This is a genomic window from Mycobacterium sp. (assembly GCF_052143115.1).
GTDB lineage: Bacteria > Actinomycetota > Actinomycetes > Mycobacteriales > Mycobacteriaceae > Mycobacterium.
Genome location: NZ_JBKQTQ010000056.1, coordinates 1 through 18,726, shown reverse-complemented (window position 1 = coordinate 18,726; position 18,726 = coordinate 1). Strand labels below are relative to the sequence as shown.

Annotated in this window: 17 protein-coding genes, 1 tRNA gene and 1 other RNA gene; 8 read left to right on the top strand and 11 right to left on the bottom strand. The window is 65.3% G+C overall.

Annotated elements, in window-relative coordinates; translation table 11 throughout:
• Nucleotides 1-93: 93 nt before the first annotated feature.
• Both ACLQI9_RS06610 and ACLQI9_RS06605 read right to left on the bottom strand, forming a co-directional pair.
• Nucleotides 94-3,051 (bottom strand): MMPL/RND family transporter, encoded by a 2,958-nt coding sequence (locus ACLQI9_RS06610; RefSeq protein ID WP_442379369.1) that lies wholly within the window; start codon nt 3,049-3,051, stop codon nt 94-96.
• The gene (locus tag ACLQI9_RS06605) at nt 3,048-3,608 is read right to left on the bottom strand and encodes an MmpS family transport accessory protein (protein WP_442379371.1); all 561 of its coding nucleotides are present in this window, start codon (nt 3,606-3,608) and stop codon (nt 3,048-3,050) included. The genes ACLQI9_RS06610 and ACLQI9_RS06605 overlap by 4 nt, the downstream gene beginning before the upstream one ends.
• Nucleotides 3,609-3,850: 242 nt before the next feature.
• On the opposite strand from ACLQI9_RS06605, the gene ACLQI9_RS06600 reads away from it, so the two are divergent.
• Nucleotides 3,851-4,189: a DUF732 domain-containing protein gene (locus ACLQI9_RS06600; protein WP_442379373.1), complete on the top strand. Its 339-nt coding sequence runs from the start codon at nt 3,851-3,853 to the stop codon at nt 4,187-4,189.
• Here ACLQI9_RS06600 and ACLQI9_RS06595 read toward each other — a convergent pair.
• Both ACLQI9_RS06595 and ACLQI9_RS06590 read right to left on the bottom strand, forming a co-directional pair.
• On the bottom strand, nt 4,186-5,241 hold the full coding sequence (locus tag ACLQI9_RS06595) for an NAD(P)H-dependent amine dehydrogenase family protein (protein WP_442379374.1): 1,056 nt from the start codon (nt 5,239-5,241) through the stop codon (nt 4,186-4,188). The two genes, ACLQI9_RS06600 and ACLQI9_RS06595, sit on opposite strands and share 4 nt — an antisense overlap.
• Nucleotides 5,242-5,286: 45 nt before the next feature.
• Nucleotides 5,287-5,862, bottom strand: a complete 576-nt coding sequence (locus tag ACLQI9_RS06590; RefSeq protein ID WP_442379376.1) for a TetR/AcrR family transcriptional regulator — start codon at nt 5,860-5,862, stop codon at nt 5,287-5,289.
• A 189-nt stretch (nt 5,863-6,051) separates the two neighbouring features.
• Here ACLQI9_RS06590 and ACLQI9_RS06585 point away from each other — a divergent pair, with 189 nt between their 5' ends.
• Nucleotides 6,052-7,143, top strand: a complete 1,092-nt coding sequence (locus tag ACLQI9_RS06585; protein ID WP_442379378.1) for an alpha/beta fold hydrolase — start codon at nt 6,052-6,054, stop codon at nt 7,141-7,143.
• Here ACLQI9_RS06585 and ACLQI9_RS06580 read toward each other — a convergent pair.
• Nucleotides 7,090-7,965, bottom strand: a complete 876-nt coding sequence (locus ACLQI9_RS06580; RefSeq protein ID WP_442379380.1) for a hypothetical protein — start codon at nt 7,963-7,965, stop codon at nt 7,090-7,092. The genes ACLQI9_RS06585 and ACLQI9_RS06580 overlap by 54 nt on opposite strands.
• Before the next feature lie 73 nt (nt 7,966-8,038).
• Nucleotides 8,039-8,124, bottom strand: a tRNA-Ser gene (locus tag ACLQI9_RS06575).
• Nucleotides 8,125-8,200: 76 nt separating this feature from the next.
• On the opposite strand from ACLQI9_RS06575, the gene ffs reads away from it, so the two are divergent.
• From ffs to ACLQI9_RS06560, 3 genes are all read left to right on the top strand, one after another.
• Nucleotides 8,201-8,297, top strand: an RNA gene (gene ffs, locus ACLQI9_RS06570) — signal recognition particle sRNA small type.
• A 30-nt stretch (nt 8,298-8,327) separates the two neighbouring features.
• The gene (locus ACLQI9_RS06565) at nt 8,328-9,617 is read left to right on the top strand and encodes an aminotransferase class I/II-fold pyridoxal phosphate-dependent enzyme (protein WP_442379382.1); all 1,290 of its coding nucleotides are present in this window, start codon (nt 8,328-8,330) and stop codon (nt 9,615-9,617) included.
• Between the two features lie 34 nt (nt 9,618-9,651).
• Complete coding sequence (locus ACLQI9_RS06560; RefSeq protein ID WP_442379384.1) at nt 9,652-11,493, top strand: DNA polymerase III subunits gamma/tau; 1,842 nt, start codon at nt 9,652-9,654, stop codon at nt 11,491-11,493.
• 163 nt (nt 11,494-11,656) lie between these two features.
• Here the strand turns inward: ACLQI9_RS06560 and ACLQI9_RS06555 are convergent, their stop codons facing one another.
• Together ACLQI9_RS06555 and ACLQI9_RS06550 are read right to left on the bottom strand one after the other, a co-directional pair.
• Nucleotides 11,657-12,967 (bottom strand): class I SAM-dependent methyltransferase, encoded by a 1,311-nt coding sequence (locus ACLQI9_RS06555; RefSeq protein ID WP_442379386.1) that lies wholly within the window; start codon nt 12,965-12,967, stop codon nt 11,657-11,659.
• Nucleotides 12,964-14,343 (bottom strand): FAD-binding oxidoreductase, encoded by a 1,380-nt coding sequence (locus ACLQI9_RS06550; RefSeq protein ID WP_442379407.1) that lies wholly within the window; start codon nt 14,341-14,343, stop codon nt 12,964-12,966. The genes ACLQI9_RS06555 and ACLQI9_RS06550 overlap by 4 nt, the downstream gene beginning before the upstream one ends.
• Before the next feature lie 89 nt (nt 14,344-14,432).
• Between ACLQI9_RS06550 and ACLQI9_RS06545 the strand changes: the two genes are divergently transcribed.
• Nucleotides 14,433-14,870: an SRPBCC family protein gene (locus ACLQI9_RS06545; RefSeq protein ID WP_442379388.1), complete on the top strand. Its 438-nt coding sequence runs from the start codon at nt 14,433-14,435 to the stop codon at nt 14,868-14,870.
• Nucleotides 14,871-14,917: 47 nt separating this feature from the next.
• Here ACLQI9_RS06545 and ACLQI9_RS06540 read toward each other — a convergent pair whose 3' ends face one another.
• Nucleotides 14,918-15,688 (bottom strand): Rv3717 family N-acetylmuramoyl-L-alanine amidase, encoded by a 771-nt coding sequence (locus ACLQI9_RS06540; protein ID WP_442379390.1) that lies wholly within the window; start codon nt 15,686-15,688, stop codon nt 14,918-14,920.
• A 97-nt stretch (nt 15,689-15,785) separates the two neighbouring features.
• On the opposite strand from ACLQI9_RS06540, the gene ACLQI9_RS06535 reads away from it, so the two are divergent.
• Complete coding sequence (locus ACLQI9_RS06535; protein WP_442379392.1) at nt 15,786-16,121, top strand: YbaB/EbfC family nucleoid-associated protein; 336 nt, start codon at nt 15,786-15,788, stop codon at nt 16,119-16,121.
• A gap of 1 nt (nt 16,122) precedes the next feature.
• Nucleotides 16,123-16,734: a recombination mediator RecR gene (recR, locus tag ACLQI9_RS06530; RefSeq protein ID WP_442379394.1), complete on the top strand. Its 612-nt coding sequence runs from the start codon at nt 16,123-16,125 to the stop codon at nt 16,732-16,734.
• A gap of 84 nt (nt 16,735-16,818) precedes the next feature.
• Here recR and ACLQI9_RS06525 read toward each other — a convergent pair whose 3' ends face one another.
• Both ACLQI9_RS06525 and ACLQI9_RS06520 read right to left on the bottom strand, forming a co-directional pair.
• A complete protein-coding gene (locus tag ACLQI9_RS06525) occupies nt 16,819-17,523 on the bottom strand; it encodes a type 1 glutamine amidotransferase (protein WP_442379396.1) in 705 nt (234 codons plus the stop codon).
• Nucleotides 17,516-18,726 (bottom strand): MurT ligase domain-containing protein (locus ACLQI9_RS06520; protein ID WP_442391326.1); only part of this gene is annotated, 1,211 nt, incomplete at its 5' end. The genes ACLQI9_RS06525 and ACLQI9_RS06520, both read right to left, overlap by 8 nt.

The following is an 18,726-nucleotide window of genomic DNA, read 5'->3' as shown; positions in this document are numbered from 1 at the left end:
GAGGCCAGGACGGCTCCGGTTCCCGAAGGCGCCGTCGCAGTAGGCCCGCGGCGACCGCATCAGCCGCCTTCTGCACCTGGTTAGCGCGCCTGGTCAGCGGCGGGCTGAACTCACCATCGATCCGTGCGGCCCTTCCCGCGGTTGCACCTGTCCGTTTGGCGGAACGTTGTACAGCAGTTCACGAACCGCCGGGCGGGATCCGTATGGCTGAAGCATCGTGCTGGCGGGGCGCGGACGCACGTGTTGTGGCCACCAGAACCAGCGTCCGAGCAGGGTGGCCAGCGACGGTGTCATGAACGACCGCACGATCAGGGTGTCGAACAACAGACCCAGAGCGATCGTGGTGCCTACCTGGGCCATAACCCGCAACGGGCCGAACACGAACGAGGCCATGGTGGCGGCGAACACCAGACCGGCAGCGGTCACCACCGAACCAGAGCCGGCCATGGCACGGATGGTGCCCGTCTTCAGCCCGGCGTGAATCTCTTCCTTGAACCGGGATATCAGCAACAAGTTGTAGTCCGACCCGACCGCCAACAGCAGGATGATCGCCATCGCCAGCACCATCCAGTGCAGTCTGATGCCGAGAAGGTACTGCCACACGAGCACCGAGAGGCCGAAGGAGGCGCCCAGCGAAAGCAACACGGTACCGACGATGACCAGGGCCGCGACCACGCTGCGGGTGATGATCAACATGATGATGAAAATCAAAGTGGCCGCGGCTATTCCGGCGATCATCAGGTCGATGTTGGAGGCGTCACGCATGTCCTTGTACAGCGCCGCGGTGCCGCCGAGATAGACCTTTGCGCCCTCCCAGGGGGTGCCCTTGATCGCCTCGTGCACCGCCTGCTTGATCGGGTCGATGTGAGCGATGCCTTCAGGGGTTGCCGGATCGCCTTCGTGCGAGATGATCAAACGAACAGCGTGGCCGTCGGGTGACATGAACTGTTTCAGGCCGCGCTTGAAATCGGGGCTTTTGAAGGCCTCCGGCGGCAGATAGAACGTGTCGTCGTTCTTCGCTTTGTCGAAGGCCTCTCCCATGGCCGTGGCGTTGTCGGACAACGCTTCCTGTTGGTCGTTGAGACCTTTCGTCGTCGCGTAGTTCGACATTATTGTTTGGAGATTTGCTTCCTGGCTGGCGATCTGCGGTGGTATCAGCGCCACCAGTTCCGGCTGAATTTGGTCCAGCTTGTCGAGATTGGCGCTGAGTGCCTCAATGTTCTCACTCGCTTGGTCGATGCCGTCGAGCGCGTTGAAGATGGACCGCAGCGTCCAACAGGCCGGGATGTCGAAACAGTGCTTCTCCCAGTAGAAGTAGCTACGAATCGGCCGGAAGAAATCATCGAAGTTCGCGATGTCGTCTCGCAATGCGGCCAGAATTTCGACGGTTTGCTTCGTGAGAATCACAGTTTGATGCGTCGTGTTGCTCAGGTCCTGGGTGACTTCCATCTGCCGGTGCAGAGTTGCCATCGTTTTCCGGAGCTCGTCCGCCTGCTTCAGCAGGTTCTTCGCCTGTTCCTCCTGGTAATGCTGGGTCTGGATCCGGCCGGCGCTCTGCGCGCTCAGCAGAAAAGCCAGGGTGCTGTGGTCGAGCGGAGTGCCCAGGGGCCGTGTGATGGTCTGCACACGGCCGATACCGGGGATGTGGAAGATAGCCTTTGCCACCTTGTCCAGCACCAGGAAGTCGGCCGGATTGCGCATGTCGTGATCCGTCTCGATCATCAACAGCTCGGGATTCAGCCGGGCCTGGTTGAAATGCCGGTCGGCGGCCGCATATCCGACGTTGGCCGGGGTGTCGGCGGGCAGGTAGTGGCGGTTGTCGTAGTCGGTCGTGTATCCGGGCAGGGCGAGCAGGCCGACAAGGGCGATTGCGATGGTCACCGCGAGAATCGGCGCGGGCCAACGGACGATCGCGGCGCCGATCCGTCGCCATCCCCGGGTTTGCAATATTCGCTTCGGATCGAGGAGCTTGAAGAAGCTGGCCACCGCGAGCACCGCCGGGCCCAGGGTCAACGCTGCGAACACCGCGACCAGCAAGCCGACTGCGCAAGGCACACCCATTGTCTGGAACCACGGCAACCGGGTGAAGCTGAGGCAATACATCGCGCCGGCGACGGTCAGCCCCGAGCCCAGCACGACATGTGCGGTGCCGTGAAACATGGTGTAAAAAGCCTGTTCTCGGTCCTCGCCTATGCCACGGGCCTCGTGATATCGGCCCATCACAAATATCGCGTAGTCCGTTCCGGCGGCGATCGCCAACAACACCAGCAAGTTGTTGGCGAAGGTGGACAGCCCGATGATCCCGTAATTTCCCAGGAACGCGACGACACCCCGGGCCGCGGCCACTTCGACCATCACGATGAACAGCACGATGAAAACAGTGCTCACCGAGCGATAGACGAAAAGCAGCATCACAATGATCACCAGAAAGGTGATGAGGGTGACCTTCTTGACGCCTTTCTCGCCCGCATGAGACTGATCGGCGATCAGCGGGCCGGCGCCGGTGACATAGGCCTTAACCCCCGGCGGCGCGGGCACTGAGTTGACGATCTTGCGGACCGCTTCGACGGACTCGGTGGACAAGCTCTCACCCATGTTGCCGGCGAGGTAGGCTTGGACATAGGCCGCTTTTCCATCTGGGCTTTGCGAGCCCGCAGCAGTCAGCGGGTCATTCCAGAAATCCTGGATGTGCTGAACGTGCTTGGTGTCCTGCTCGAGTCGCTTGACTATCTCGCCGTAATACTGGTGCGCGGCAGTCTCGAGCTTCTGCTGGCCCTCTAGGACGATCATCGCCGAGGTGTCGGAGTTGAATTCGTGGAAGGTCGATCCGACCTTCTTCATCGCGATCATCCCTGGCGCGTCTTTCGGGCTCTGTGACACCGCGTGATCTTTGGTGACGACCTCCAGTTGCGGCACCGTGACATTCACAAACACGGTGAGTCCCAGCCACAGCAGCACGATCGGCACCGCAAGCCGATGGATCATCCGGGGCAGGAAGGGCGGGATCAACGGCTGCGAGACAGGCTGTGCAACCTCGGTGGTCTCACTCATGCGGACTTGTTCAGGCAGAAGGTGAAGGCATGCACTGTTTCGTTGGCGGGGGATTGATTTGTGGCCTTGACGACCGGCCCGCGCCCGTCGTTATCGTCCAGGGTGATCTTGCAGGCGATCCAATCGCCGCTTCCCTGCGCGACGAGATTGGCGGGGAGGGAAGGCTGCGTTGTTGTCAGCTCTGTCGACCAGGGCAGGGGTACGTTGAGGGCCTGTTCCGGCTTGGAATCTTTATCCAGATAGTTGATGGTCGCCACGCTGCCCGGTGGGCCCCAGACCTCGAGTGTTAAGACTTTGGGGTTGAACGGCTTTATCTCTTCGGCGACCGCACCGCCGCCGAAGGCGTTGCCGTGAACACCGAAGATGCCGCGCAGTCGGTACACGCAGAACCCCGAGACCGCGACCACGGCTGCGATGACCAGCACGACCCAGAATCGGGTAAGGATGCGAGACACGATTGACCTTTGCTTGTCCCGGCGCGGTTTGGCGACCTTGGCTTCGCCGCTGCCTTCGACCGAGGTGGGCAGCGGCTCGGTCCTGGGCTCGGTGGCCGTCATGGGTTCTTCCTTAACCAGGGGCGAAGGGCGCTCAACTAATTAGCCTGTGTGTAACCTTAGCTACTCTAATCGGAATAGGCGACTAGAAAGATACCGGGGAGGGAGGGTTTTGCGATGGCCGCATCGCGCTTCCCGACCGGTGGTTCGGTTGGGCTTCGAATGGGACGAGAGGATCTGTGACGATGGGCGCAAGAAGACGAGCTCGGTCTGCACGACGAACTGCGAACGGTACGATTCAGCCCATGAAGGCGAAAGTGTTTGCGGGATACGCGGCGCTCGCCATCGCCGCGGCGATTGGCCTGGCCGCGCCGGCATACGCCGACCCCGACACCGATTTCGACAATCAGATCGGGCGTTACGGCATCTACGGGCCGCATGACTACAACCCGTATCTGGCCAAGATCTCCTGCCGAAGGCTCGCTCAGGGCGTCGACCCCGACGCTGCGGCAACAGCTCATTTCCTCTCCAATAACCTCCCCAGGGGCACCACTCAGGTGCAGGCTTATCAGTTCCTCGGCAGCGCCATCAGCATCTACTGCCCCGACCAGGCGCCCAAGCTGCAAAACATTCCAGCGCGCTAGCTTGGGACGACGCCGCGCGGCAGCGTGAGTGGCAGATCGGTGTAGGTGGCGATGCCCGGCGCCGCGGCAACGACGGCAGGAATCGCGTTGATGGCGGGCATCGCCGTCATGATGTGACCGAGGTCCATGAACTCCTCGAGCGTCGTGGCCTCGAAGTACGGCGGCGGCAGGAAGCCGACCTTGGTTGTCACCGTCGGCTGCCCGTCGATCTGGATGACCCAGCCGTCCTGGTCGATCTTCCAGTCGGGTTCAAGCGTCTGTCCCTTGCGCCACCGCACATTCAGGTCGATCACGGTGTTGCCGCCGACAATGCCCAGCCAGCTTATGTAGACGCCCGCAACGCATCCCGCGGGTATGGTCCAGGACGCCATTTCGAGGTCAGCGGTGGTTTGGGCAAACTCGGCCACGCACCGCACCTCGTCCAGCTCGACGCTGAGCGCGTCGCCAACCAGCCGGACGGCCTCGCCGAAGATGGCCGTCCCCTTTGCCGCCATCGCCTCCAGCTCCGGGTGGTCGATCGGCTGGCCGAAGCCCACCGGCTTTTCGGTCTCCGGTGAGTCGTAGAACGTGGTGTCGGCGGCCTCGTTGACGGTGACCTTGTCGATCCGGTTGCACACCATCGCCGAAACGATGGCGAGCAGCTCGGCGAAGCCCGGGCTGATACCGGACCCGAAGATCGTGGAGCCGCCTTTCTCGCAGGCCTCCAATAGTCGTTCGCGGCCCTCGCCCAGGTTGCGTCCGGTGATGAAGGACGCCGTGGTCACCACATTGACACCCGCGGACAGGATGCGGACCAGGTCGTCGACGTCGATCCACATCGGGTTGTAGACCACGCAATCGGGTTTCAGGGCGAGCAGCGCGTCGACATCGTTGGTGGCCGCAACGCCCAGCGGCGCGATCCCGACGAGTTCGCCGGCGTCGCGCCCGACCTTCTCCGCTGACCAGGCATAGCACCCCACCAACTCGAGTGTGTGGTTGGCGACGATCGATTTCAGCGAGCTCTTGCCGACGTTTCCGGTGTTCCACTGCACGACTCGATAGTTGTTTGGCACTCGCTCAGCATAGGGAAGAGAAGCCGGGGCTGAGGCGACATCAGGTCATCGTCTAGCAGCGACGCCGGTGAGCACTTGGTCGACCAGCCGTTCGGCGAACCCGTCGTCGATGGGTCCGCCGCTGAGCAGCAGCCGACCGTGGATCGGCGCCACCAGCATCTCCAGCAGCAGCTGGGCGTCGATGTCGGCGCGCAGATCGCCACGCTCGATACCGCGCGTCACTACCGGAGACAGCGCGCCCAGGCGACGCGCCCAGAAGGCTTGGCGGGCACCGGCGTAGGCGTCGTCAACCGGTAGCATCGCCGCGCGCATCACGGCCATGCCCGCGGGCGAGCGCGCGTAGGCGATCACGTCGCGGACAAGCGCCAGAAAATCACCCCTGGTCGAACCCGTGTCCGGGGCGGGGATGGCGTCGGCGCTCCGGTCGAGCAAGGCCGCCACCAATAGGTTCTCTCGGGTCACCCATCGGCGGTAAACGGTGGTCTCGTGCACGCCCGAGCGCTTGGCGATTCCGGCGACGGTGGCGCCGTCGAACCCGTTGGCGACCAACTCGTCGAACGCCGCGGACAACACGCTCCGGCGGACATGCTCGCCGCGGCGATGCGATACGTGAGTGACCATGCGAGCTACTTTATCGCAACTCCACTTGCAATCTCGGCCAGTGCGGCGCATGCTATTGCAAGACAAGTTGCAATAGGAGGAAGTAATGGACGCATCAGCACCCCGGCTCGACTGCAGCGGCGCCACCCCCCGATCGGTTTTCACCGCTTCCACTCCGATTTCAGCATCAACTTTCAGTGCAACCGCTGGGTGCAGTGGATCGGCCCCTCGGCCATCGACGAGGTGGCCGAAATGGCGGCGCGCGCCAGCACCTATCCGGAGTTGATGGATGGCTTCCTCGGCCTCGCCGAGCGCGCCCGCGCCGCCGATCGAGCGCTCGCCGGCGCCTACTACGACCGGGCAGCCGAGTTCTTCATGACGTCGACCGACCCGCGCCGACCGGCCGCACGCGCCAGGTTTCTGGAAGCGATGCGCAGCATCTACGACGTAGCTCCTGAGTTTGTCCCGTTCGGCTCTGGCTCCATGCCGGCCTACGATCTGCGACCGGACCGTCAGATCGGCGCCCCGATCGTCATGTTCGGCGGATTCGACAGCTACATCGAAGAATTCCTGCCGATGATCGCCGGCATGGTCGACGCGGGTCGGCGCATCGTCGTGTTCGAGGGCCCGGGTCAGGGCAGCGCGCTCGAGGACTTCGGACTCACGATGATCCCCGAGTGGGAGCAGCCGGTGGCCGCGGTGCTCGACCACTACGACCTCAAAAGCATTGCCGTCGTGGGAATCTCGCTGGGTGGTGGCCTGGTGATCCGCGCGGCCGCGTTCGAACCGCGGATCAGCCAGGTGGTGGCTTTCGACATCCTCGACGACTTTTTCGAGACGATCGCGCGCCAAATCGGCCGCGGCGTTCGGATTCCTTTGCGCGCGCTACTTACCGCGCGTGCCCGTGGGGTCATCAACGCCGTCGCCGACTGGGCCGTTGCCCGCAAGCCGGTCTCGCAGTGGGGATTGCGGCAGGGCATGCACGTCACCGGCACTGCCACGCCCTACGACTTTCTTCGTTCGACGACCGCGATGACCACCCGCAAGATCTCCCACGACCACTACGTGCCGCTGAAACAGTTGGGGCGTCAAGCGGGCACGCTGACTAACGCGCGGTCGGTGACCACGCGGATCTTCACTGCCGCCGAGCAGGCGAGCAACCACTGTCAGCTCGGCAACATCGGTGCGGCGGCCCGCCTGATGACCGCGTGGCTGGACTTGACGGCGTTACCACCGCAAACGGTTGGTTCAGTCTTCGACGGCGATACCGCGGCGCGTGCGACGGCGCCGATGCGCTTCTGACGGTTTGCCGGTCGGGCGCCGGTTGCGCAATCCGCGCGCGGACGAATCGGCGGCGTTGTCTTGCAAGGCGTCGTCCACTTCGGCGTCTTCCACCGGGGGCGCGTCTTCGGCCGTCGACTCGCGTTCCAGGCCTTCTGCGGCCGTCGACTCGACTTCGGGGCCTTGCGCGGTAACCTGGGCGGGCTCCTCTTGGTCACCCGGCGTTTCTGCCGTCCCGGCTTCATCGCCGTCAGCTTCGGCGTCCTGTTCGGCTTCTGCTTCGGTGGCTTCGTCCTCAGTGGCTTCGGCTTCGTCCTCTTCGGCTTCGTCCGCCTCGTCGGCTTCGTCCTCACCGTCCTTCTTGCGACGGCGACGTCCTTGCTTCTCTTTCTTGGGCTTCAGTGGTTTCGGTGGTGGCGGTGGAAGCTCGGCGATAAACGACAGATAGAACCCGAAAATCCCGAGTATTGCGATCGCGGCTGCCGCGCCGTAAACGCCGAACAGGTACTGCCCGACGGTGTCGAGGCTTAGCCAGATCTCGCTGATCGCCGTGCCGACGATCAGCACGCCGGCCAGCACATGGGCCACCGCCGACGAGGTCTGCAGGGTGAGTGCGAGCTGGGGCGTGCCGTACTCCGGCTTGCGGGCCCGCAGCAGGGTGAACACTACCGGAAGTGCAGCCAGGGCGATTACCACCCCGGTGACAATCCGCAACGCGGTGCCGAGGGCGTGCGAAGTGTCGCCCATCAGCTCCCACCAGCGCGGCAGCACAAAGCCGAAATAGAGGAGGCCGGCGATAATCGAGAACGCCGCGTGCCAAAACACGGCAGCCTTGCGTCCCATGCGCCTCCTTGAGCTGGTATCCGGAGCGACCAGAACCCGGTCATTCAGGCCTGGCCACACCCCGGATTGTGCGCGGAGGATGCGGGATTTGAACCCGCGAGGGCTGTTAACCCAACCCGCGTTCCAGGCGAGCGCCATAGGCCACTAGGCGAATCCTCCGTCGGCCATGGTAGCCGAGCGCAGCCCAGCGTCTTGTGGCTGTCGAAGATTGATCCGAGCCCGGGTACTAGACTCTTTGTGGACCCCGTGCGGCGTCTATCCTGTGAACTCCCCCAGGGCCGGAAGGCAGCAAGGGTCAATGGGCTCTGGCGGGTGCGCGGGGTCCCCTATGTGACCACCCAGGTGTCGACGGTGAAAGGCGGATGGTGTCGTACGGCTCGTTCAGTTCCCTAGGCCGTACGGACCTCGAGGCATTGCATGCCCGCCACCAGCAGGACTACGCCGAACTGCAGTCGATGAAGCTGGCCCTGGACCTCACCCGCGGCAAACCATGCAGCGAGCAGCTGGATCTATCCAACGCCCTGCTGAGTCTGCCCGGGACTGACTACCGCGACGGCGAGGGCACCGACACCCGCAACTACGGCGGGCAGCACGGCCTACCTGAGCTGCGGGCCATCTTCAGCGAACTGCTCGGCATCCCCGTGCCCAACCTGATCGCGGGCAACAACGCCAGCCTGGAGCTGATGCACGACGTCGTCGTCTTCTCGATCTTGCACGGCGGGGTGGACTCGCCGCGGCCCTGGAAAGACGAGCCACGCGTCAAATTTTTGTGTCCGGTGCCGGGCTATGACCGGCACTTCGGCATCACCGAAACCATGGGCATTGAGATGGTTTCGGTCCCGATGCGCGAGGACGGCCCGGACGTCGACCTGATCGAAGAGCTGGTCGCCGTCGACCCGGCCATCAAAGGCATGTGGGCGGTTCCGGTGTTCGCCAACCCCACCGGCATCACCTACTCGTGGGAAACGGTTCGGCGGCTCGTCCAGATGCGCACCGCGGCAGAGGACTTCCGGCTGTTCTGGGACAACGCCTACGCGGTCCACACGTTGACGCACGACTTCGTCCGGCAGGTCGACGTGCTGGGTCTGGCCGCCGCCGCGGGCAACCCCAACCGGCCTTACGTCTTCGCGTCGACGTCCAAGATCACCTTCGCCGGGGCCGGCGTCAGCTTCTTCGGTGGATCACTGGGTAACATCGCCTGGTATTTGCAATACGCCGGCAAGAAGTTGATCGGGCCGGACAAGGTCAATCAGCTGCGGCACTTGCGTTTTTTTGGCGACGCCGACGGTGTGCGCCTGCAGATGATGCGTCACCAGCAGTTGCTGGCGCCCAAATTCGCGTTGGCGCTGGAGATCCTGGACAAGCGCCTTGGTGAATCGAAGATCGCGTCCTGGAACGAGCCCCAAGGCGGGTACTTCATCAGCCTCGACGTGTTGCCGGGCACGGCGCGGCGCACCGTCGCGTTGGCCAAAGAGGCCGGTATCGCCGTCACCGACGCGGGCGCATCATTCCCGTACCGGAAAGACACCGACGACAAGAACATCCGGATCGCACCGACGTTCCCGCCGGTATCCGACCTACGTAGTGCGATCGACGGGCTGGCCACCTGCGCCTTGCTGGCCGCGACCGAGTCACTGCTGAGCCAGGGTTAGGCCGCGTCGGGCGGCGTCGGTAGCGTGGGCGACCGTGGCCCTCTACCGCAAGTACCGACCGGCAACTTTCGCCGAGGTGGTGGGGCAGGAACATGTCACCGAGCCGCTGTGCACCGCTTTGACGGCGGGCCGAATCAACCACGCATATCTGTTCTCCGGCCCGCGCGGGTGTGGCAAGACGTCGTCGGCGCGCATCCTGGCCCGGTCGTTGAACTGTGCACAGGGGCCGACGGCGACGCCATGCGGTGTCTGCGACTCCTGCGTCGCGCTGGCGCCCAACGGACCAGGCAGCATCGACGTCGTCGAGCTCGACGCGGCCAGCCATGGCGGCGTGGACGACACCCGTGAGTTGCGCGACCGAGCTTTCTACGCGCCGGCCCAGTCGCGCTACCGGGTCTTCATCGTCGACGAGGCGCACATGGTGACCACCGCAGGGTTCAACGCGCTGCTCAAAATCGTCGAGGAGCCGCCGGAGCATCTGATCTTCGTGTTCGCCACCACCGAGCCGGAGAAGGTGTTGCCGACGATCCGGTCGCGCACCCACCACTACCCGTTCCGGCTGCTGCCACCACGCATCATGCGGGCGCTGATCGAACGGATCTGTGCCCAGGAGGGTGTCGTCGCTGACGACGCGGTCTACCCGCTGGTTATCCGGGCCGGCGGCGGTTCTCCCCGCGACACTCTGTCGGTTCTCGATCAGTTGCTGGCCGGTTCGGAAGCCGGGCCGGATGGCAACCGGATCAGTTATCAGCGGGCACTGGGGCTGCTGGGCGCCACCGATGTCGCGCTGATCGATGAGGCCGTCGACGCGCTCGCCGCCGGCGATGCCGCGGCGTTGTTCGGGGCGGTCGAATCGGTGATCGACGCCGGTCACGACCCTCGGCGATTCGCCACCGATCTGTTGGAGCGGTTTCGCGATTTGCTTGTGCTGCAAGCTGTTCCAGACGCCGCGGCGCGTGGCGTGGTCGACGCGCCAGAAGACGTGCTGGACCGGATGCGCGATCAAGCGGCCCGGATCGGCCCGGCGACGCTCACCCGCTACGCCGAAGTCGTGCACGCCGGCCTCACCGAGATGCGTGGCGCGACGGCACCCCGCCTGCTACTCGAAGTGATCTGCGCACGGCTGTTGTTGCCCTCGGCCAGTGACACCGAATCGGCGCTGTTGCAACGCGTCGAGCGGATCGAGACCAGGCTGGAAATGTCCATTCCGCTCGGTGATCAACGGCCGCAGTCCGCGCCGCCCGAACCGGCTGAGGCCCCGACGCGATCCACGCCGCCGGCCGCCGCCGCTGAGCCGGCGCCCAGCCCGCCCCCGAGGCAGCCCGCACCCGAGCAGAGCCCACCTGAGCAGAGCCCGGGTGAACCGGGTGCGGCGGCAGTCCGCACCTTGTGGCCGACGGTGCGCGATAAGGTACGCCAACGCAGCCGAACCACCGAGGTCATGTTGGCCGGCGCGACCGTGCGCGCCGTGGAGGGCAACACGTTGGTGTTGAGCCACGAATCGGCGCCGCTGGCCAAGCGGCTGTGCGAACAACGCAACGCCGACGTCATCGCCGAGGCGCTCAGAGACGCGCTGGGCGTTGACTGGCGGGTGCGATGTGAAGTCGGCGCGCCCAATCTCACGGCAACCGAAGAGCCGGTCGTGCCGCCGCGGCGTACCGCGCGTGGCGGGGCTCCGGCTGCTCGTGGGGTCTCGCGTCCATCCCCGTCGGCGGAACCACATGCCGCCGAGGATTCCGCACAGCGGGCCGAAGAGGAAAGCATGCTCGCCGAGGCGGGTCAGGACGACTCGTCGGCACCGCGCCGCGACCCCGAAGAGGCGGCGCTGGAGCTGTTGCAGAACGAACTGGGCGCGCGCCGCATCGACAACGGCTGAGACTTTCGGGTCAAGCTCGCACCCGTCTCCGCTCGACTGTAGACGGCACCACCGGGTCACATGGTTGCGGTCCGGGGTTCCACTAGCGCAATGGCGCTCACGGCTGGGCCTGCTACCCCTGCTAATTAATCGGCCGGTGGGCTGAAGCCGCCGGAGGCAGCGCCTAGGGCTGCCACCACGGGCGTAGTGGCAGGTCGTCGGTGCCGCATGCGTCGAGCTTGGTTGCCAACACGTGATGTAGCTGAAGGTTGTTGTGCTCGAAGGCTACTCGAGACGCCGCCATGTAGACGCCCCACACTTTCGCGGTGGCCAGACCGACCTCGTTGACCGCCTCGTCCCAATGCGCGACCAGATTGCGGCACCAGTCACGCAGCGTCATCGCGTAGTGCGTCCGGAAGTTCTCCGCGTGCAGCACTTCGAGACCCACGTCTTGGACCGCCGACACGATTCGTCCTGAGCCGGTCAACTCTCCGTCCGGAAAGACGTAGCGATCGGTGAAACTGCTCGCGCGGAAGTTCGACTTGTTGTCGTTGCGGGTGATGCAGTGATTGAGCAGCAAGCCTCCGGTGCGCAGCTTGGACTGCAGGAAGGCGAAGTACGACGGATAGTTTTTGACACCGATGTGCTCGGTCAATCCGATCGACGAGACCGCGTCGAACCCGGTCTCCCGCACGTCGCGATAGTCGGAGTGGCGCACTTCGGCCAGGTTCGTCAGCCCCTCGGCCTCGATCGCCCTTTGCGCCCAGCTGGCCTGTTCGGCCGATAGCGTGGCACCGATTGCCCGCACGCCGCGGCTCGCGGCGTAGCGAACCATCCCGCCCCAGCCGCAGCCTACGTCGAGCAGCCGGTCACCCGGCTGCAGTCCCAACTTCTCAAAGACCAACCGGTACTTGTTGTCCTGCGCCTCTTCCAGGGTCGCTTCGGGATGCGGATAGACGGCGCAGGTGTACGTCATCGACGGACCCAGCACCCACTCGTAAAAGGTGTTGGAGACGTCATAGTGGTGATGGATGGCCTCGGCATCACGAGTCTTGCTGTGCCGCATGCCTTCAGCGATCCGCCGCCAGCGAGGTAGCACCTCCTGCGGCGGTGGTGGTGCGGGGACCAGGTGCTGGACGCCAACCGCGCGGATGATGCTGGCCAGCAGCCGGGGCGACGGCCTGCCGAACTCGAGCTTGTCGGCCAGCAACTTGAGCAGCTCGTACGGATCGCCCGGAGGCACCCCGCGCAATTCGACGTCCCCGGAGACGTAGGCCCGGGCCAGCCCGAGTTCGCCGGGGGCGGTGGCCAAATAGGTGGTGCCACGGGGCGTCAGCAGGTCCATTCCCAGCACGGCGGTTTCCGGTCCGGCGGTGCTGCCGTCGTAAGCCGTGAACCGCAATGACCGCTTGGCGCCGCCGGTGACGACCGCCAAGACCTCGGCGAGGCTCAACTTGCCTGTCCTGGTGGCCGCGGATTCCTTGATGGTCGTCATCGTCGTTGCACCGCCTTTGCGTAGAGGTCAAGCAGACGCGAATCCGGGTCGTAGATTTTCTTCACGGTTTTGTACGTCTCGCCGCCGTAGAGCTCATTGAACTCCTCACGGCCATAATAGGAGTCGGAATACAGCGATTTGTGGCCGTCTAGCGAACCGACCTTTGCTTCGATCAACCGATTCGTCGCGCCCTCGGTCGCGCCGACTGGAACCGAAGACCAAAACCCGACATTGACGTAGGTTGATCCGGGGCGGATCGGATACAGCGGCCAGCCGTTTTGGTCGCGTAACCGCAACGGACATAACCAGACCGGCGTGATCGGCACATGAGTGAGGAACCACTGCAGGAATTCAGCCGTGCGCTCGATCGGCACCTCGATATCCTGGACCACCCGTTCGCGCGGCGGACGGCCATGGCGTTTCTCGATCCGGTCGGCGATACCGAAACGCTGGTCGAGCGCCACCAACTTCCAGTACATGTCGCTGCGCCGGTAGCGTCGGGGCCACCAACGCCGCACACGTGGGTTCTGCGCACCGAAAGAGCCTGAGCACCAGAACCAGTCGGTGTCCCAACGCCAGAAATAGTCGTGCGTCGTCAGCCGGTCTTCTTTGATGCCGGCGCCGTGCTGGATGGAACGATAGTAGATGTGTTGTCCGGTGTAGTCGCTGACCGGGCCGGGGGTGGTGGTACGCACACCGACGCACAGGTAGCTCTCGTCGGCGGCGAACACCACCCCGTCGAGATAGTCGACCGGCACACCGTCGAAACCGCCGGTGTCGGTGATGCGGTCCATCGCTGACACCAAATCGGTCAGCGAGTTGAACCGCATGTGCCGCAGCGCCACGAACGGCTTGATAGGTTCCAGTTCGATGCGAATTCGGGTCGAATAGCCCAGGGTGCCATAAGAATTCGGAAAAGCGCGGTAGAGGTCCGGATGCTGCTGGGGTGAGACGGTGAGCAATTCGCCTGTACCGGTGAGGATGTCCATCTCCAGCACCGACTCGTGCGGCAGGCCGTTGCGAAACGAGGCCGACTCGATACCCAACCCGGTGACCGCCCCCCCCAGCGTGATGGTCTTCAGCTGGGGGACCACAAAAGGCGATAGCACGTAGGGCAGGGTCGCGGTCACCAAATCCTCATACGTACACATGCCGGCCACATCAGCGGTACGCGAATCAGGATCAACCGAAATGACGTTCGTCAGCCCCGATGTGTCCAGTCCCGGTGCGTCGCGCTTCGTGCGGGCGCGAAACAAATTGGAGGTGGGCTTGGCGAGTCGAACGGCCGCCGTCGCGGGAATCGAACGATAGCTCGCCAACAACCGCTCGACGCCCGCCGCATGAGCCGCCGGTGCGGATGCAGGGACAGGCACCACATATACGCTAGTCCCCGATATCAGCCCGCGCAGGGTCATCGCGCCCGCGCGTGGTGCCGACACATCCCCGCACAGAGGAGTTTCGCCTTATGGGACACGTCAGTGCAGCCAACACCATCTTGATCAACGCTGATCCCACGACCGTGCTGTCTGCCGTCGGTGACTACCAGACCGTCCGCCCCAAGATCCTGTCCTCGCACTACCGCGACTACCAGGTGCTGGAAGGTGGGCAGGGGCAGGGAACCGTCGCCAGCTGGAAGCTGCAGGCCACCAAATCCCGCGTTCGCGATGTCCGGGCCAATGTCGACGTCGCCGGCCACGCCGTCATCGAGAAGGACGCCAACTCGACGATGATCACCAATTGGACGGTGGCGCCCGCCGGACCGGGTTCGAGCGTCACCGTCACGACCACATGGGCAGGAGCAAGTGGCGTGAAGGGATTCTTCGAGAAGACGTTCGCGCCGCTGGGGCTGAGAAGGATCCAAGCCGAGGTGCTGGCCAACCTGAAAAAGGAACTCGAGGGCTAGCCCGCCGACGATGCAGGCCGAAACGGCCTGGGTGGGGGCAATCGGGCCTAGCCGGTCTGACCTTGGCTGCCCAAGTAGGCGGCGATGCCCTTGACCACGGCGTCGGCATACTTCTGCCTGCCCTCGGGCGACTCCATCAGCCCTGAGTCGACCGGATTCTTCATGTTGCCGCACTCGACCAGAACCGACGGATACTGCGCCAGGTTCAGGCCCGCCAGGTCCGAACGCCCGTACAGGCCGTCTTGGCCGATGTAGTTGGCCGGCGGGATACCCGAGGCCTGTAGTTGGTCGCGCATGATCCGGGCGAACTGCACCGACGGACCCGCCTGCACCTGGTTCAGCGGCGGCGCCGAGTAGTTCACGTGAAATCCCCGCCCGTTCGGTGGACCGCCGTCGGCGTGGATGCTGACGACCGCGTTCGGGTGCAATGCGTTGGCCATCGCGGCACGCTCGTCGACGCACGGGCCCAGCGCATCGTCGTTGCCGCGCGACATCGCCGTCCGTGCGCCCAGCGCGTTGAGTTCGGCGCGGATGCGCAGCGTGGTGTCCCACGTGAAGGTGTGCTCCGGATAGCCGTCGTTGGTCGACGTTCCGCTGGCCTGGCAGTCCTTGGTGCCGCCGCGTCCGGTGGGCACCTGACGGCTGATTGATGCGTCGTTGGCGCCGTTGTGGCCGGGGTCGAGGAACACGATCATGCCGGCGATGTTGCCAGGGGCTGCGGCGGCGTTCGGGGCCGTCGGCGTCGGTGCGGCAGTGACGACAGCGACGATGCCGATGGCCAGCACGGCCCCGACACGCAGGCGATGTAGTACGCGCACGGCGCCACGTTAGCCCCCGCCGTCTAGGCTTGAAACTTCGAACCGCCCGCGAGCCGCAGGCGAAACCAAGTCGAGACCAAGATGCAAGGGGACCGTCATGCAACCCGGAGGCCAGCCCGACATGTCGGCGTTGCTCGCCCAGGCACAGCAGATGCAGCAACAGCTGATGGCTGCCCAACAGCGACTCGCGAACGCCGAGGTGCAGGGAAAGGCCGGTGGCGGTCTGGTGGAGGTCACCGTCAAGGGCAGCGGCGAGGTCGTGGCGGTGAAGATCGATCCCAAAGTCGTCGACCCGGACGACGTCGAGACGCTGCAAGATTTGATCGTCGGCGCGCTCGCCGACGCCTCCAACCAGGTCACCACGATGGCGCAGCAGCAGCTGGGTCCGCTGGCCGGTGGCATGGGCAGCGCGCTGGGTATCCCGGAGTCCTAACTTGTTCGAAGGGCCGGTCCAGGACCTTATCGACGAGCTCGGCAAGCTGCCGGGTATCGGGCCAAAGAGCGCGCAGCGCATCGCCTTTCATCTTTTGTCCGTCGAACCGCCTGACATCGACCGGCTCACCGCGGTGCTGGCCAAGGTGCGCGACGGCGTGCGGTTTTGCGCGGTGTGCGGCAACGTCTCCGACGACGCACGTTGCCGCATCTGTGCAGACCCCCGCCGGGACGGCTCGCAGGTCTGCGTCGTCGAGGAGCCCAAGGACGTCCAGGCCATCGAACGCACCCGCGAATTCCGCGGCCGCTACCACGTTCTCGGTGGGGCACTGGATCCGCTGTCCGGAGTCGGTCCTGAGCAGCTACGGATCCGCGAGCTGCTGAACCGGATCGGTCAGCAGGTCGACGGCGTCGACATCACCGAGGTGATCATCGCCACCGATCCCAACACCGAAGGCGAGGCGACCGCCACCTACCTGGTGCGGATGCTGCGCGACATTCCCGGTCTGACCGTGACGCGGATCGCCTCCGGATTGCCGATGGGCGGCGATCTGGAATTCGCCGACGAGCTGACCCTGGGCCGCGCGCTGATCGGCCGCCGCGCGATGGCCTGACCGGCTCGCCGGCGTCGAAATTGCATCCAGGGTCGTTGATTCGGCGTTGGCCACAACCCTGCGTGCAATCTCAGCGAGTGTGACCTAGGCCCGCAGACGCTCCCGCCGCAGCAAGTCCACCTCCGGCAGCTCCAGCGGCGCCAGCTCACCCACCACCTTGCTCAACAGCAGGTCGGCGAGCTCCGGATTGCGGGCCAGGCAGGGCCCGTGCATGTAGGTGGCGAACACGCTGCCCTGGACCGCGCCGTCGAAGCCGTCGCCGGCGCGGTTGCCCGCGCCCTTCTTCACCGCGCCCAGCGGCGATGCGGCGTCGCCGAGAACCGTTCCGCCGCGATGGTTCTCGAAGCCGGTCAGCGGGTGTGTCAACCCGGCCAGCAGCGGCGTGCTGACCACCTCCCCGATGGTGCGAGCGGCCTGCGGCGAGGTGGTCACGTCGAGCAGACCCACGCCGTCGACCCGCTCGCCGGCCGACGTCTCATACCAGTGGCCGAGTACCTGGATGGCCGCGCAGATCGCCAGCACCGGCGCGCCGCGGGCCGCGGCGCGCTGCAATCCCGGGTGATGGACGAGATGCTTGGTGGCCAGCCGCTGCGCGTAGTCCTCGGCCCCGCCCAATGTGTACAGGTCGAGGGTGTCGGGCACCGCGTCGGCCAGCGTGATCTCGACGATCTCGGCGGCGATGCCCCGCAGCCGTAGCCGTTGCCGCAGTACCGCCGCATTCCCGCCGTCGCCGTAGGTGCCCATCACGTCGGGCAGCACCAGCCCGATCCGCACCGCCGAGTCAGCCATCGTGAGCCAATCTGCGCTGCAGCTGCAGGAAAGCGGTGTAATTGGCGACTACCTCGACCGGTCCGGGCGGACACGACGCGATGGCCGCGAGGGTGTCGTGCACCAGGGTGTGTTCCACGCCGGCGTAGCCCAACCGCACTGCGAGGTCGGTCCCGCGTTCGCCGGCGGCCACCACTGAAGTGCGTTCGAAGTGCTCGAAGCGCACATCCCAGAGCCAGGACAGATCTTCGCCGTCGGGCACCCGCCCGTTGACTGAGATCACCACGCCGGCCGGATTCTTGTCCACCATCGACAGGGCTTCCTGCCAGCCGGCAGGGTTCTTGGCCAACAACATTCGCACGGTGTGCGCTCCGACGCGAATGGTCCGGTAGCGCCCGGCGACCTCGTCGACCCCCGATACGGCGGCCACCGCAGCCGCCGGATCTGCGCCCAGCGCGACGGCGGCCGCGACCGCTTGGGCGGCGTTGCCTCGATTCACCGAGCCCGGTAGTGCCAACCGCATCGGCAGCGCCAGCCCGTCGGGCCCGTAGAGCATGTCGTCGTCGAACCACCAATGCGGGCTGGGTCGCTTGAAGTCAGCCCCGGTGGAATACCAGTGGCCCTGATCGCGGACGATCACCTCGCCGCTGCGCGGGCAGCTGACCGAGTCCGCCGCCCAGCTGCCGCCCGCGGCCACCCACACGATGTTGGCGCTGTCGTACGCGGCCGAGGTCATCAGCACGTCATCGCAGTTGGCGACCACGACCGCCGCCGGGTGCTCAGCCAGTCTGGTCCGCAGTCTGCGTTCGATCACGTTGATCTCGCCCACCCGGTCCAGCTGGTCGCGGGATAGGTTGAGCAAGACGACGACGGCGGGCTCGATGGCGTCCGCGACATGCGGCACGTGCATTTCGTCGACCTCGAGGACCGCCAACGCGGCGTCGCGGTCAGCGGCGAGCGCGGCCACCAGCCCGGCGTCCATGTTGGCGCCCTCGGCGTTGGTGGCCACCGAGCTTCCCGGGCCCAGGGTGCGCAGCGCGGCCGCGGTCATCCGGGTCGTCGTCGACTTGCCGTTGGTCCCGGTGACGACGACGGTGCGCCGACCGGTGCCGAGCTGACGCAGGATCGAACGGTCCAGCGTCATGGCCACCAGGCCGCCGATCATCGCGCCCGCCCCCCGGCCGGTCACCCGTGAGGCCCATCGCGCGCCGGATCCGGCGGCCA

Coding starts and splice junctions, on each gene's coding strand:
- ACLQI9_RS06610 (WP_442379369.1), bottom strand. CDS start 3,051: ATGAGTGAGACCACCGAGGTTGCACAGCCTGTCTCGCAGCCGTTGATC.
- ACLQI9_RS06605 (WP_442379371.1), bottom strand. CDS start 3,608: ATGACGGCCACCGAGCCCAGGACCGAGCCGCTGCCCACCTCGGTCGAA.
- ACLQI9_RS06600 (WP_442379373.1), top strand. CDS start 3,851: ATGAAGGCGAAAGTGTTTGCGGGATACGCGGCGCTCGCCATCGCCGCG.
- ACLQI9_RS06590 (WP_442379376.1), bottom strand. CDS start 5,862: ATGGTCACTCACGTATCGCATCGCCGCGGCGAGCATGTCCGCCGGAGC.
- ACLQI9_RS06580 (WP_442379380.1), bottom strand. CDS start 7,965: ATGGGACGCAAGGCTGCCGTGTTTTGGCACGCGGCGTTCTCGATTATC.
- ACLQI9_RS06565 (WP_442379382.1), top strand. CDS start 8,328: ATGGTGTCGTACGGCTCGTTCAGTTCCCTAGGCCGTACGGACCTCGAG.
- ACLQI9_RS06555 (WP_442379386.1), bottom strand. CDS start 12,967: ATGACGACCATCAAGGAATCCGCGGCCACCAGGACAGGCAAGTTGAGC.
- ACLQI9_RS06545 (WP_442379388.1), top strand. CDS start 14,433: ATGGGACACGTCAGTGCAGCCAACACCATCTTGATCAACGCTGATCCC.
- ACLQI9_RS06535 (WP_442379392.1), top strand. CDS start 15,786: ATGCAACCCGGAGGCCAGCCCGACATGTCGGCGTTGCTCGCCCAGGCA.
- ACLQI9_RS06525 (WP_442379396.1), bottom strand. CDS start 17,523: ATGGCTGACTCGGCGGTGCGGATCGGGCTGGTGCTGCCCGACGTGATG.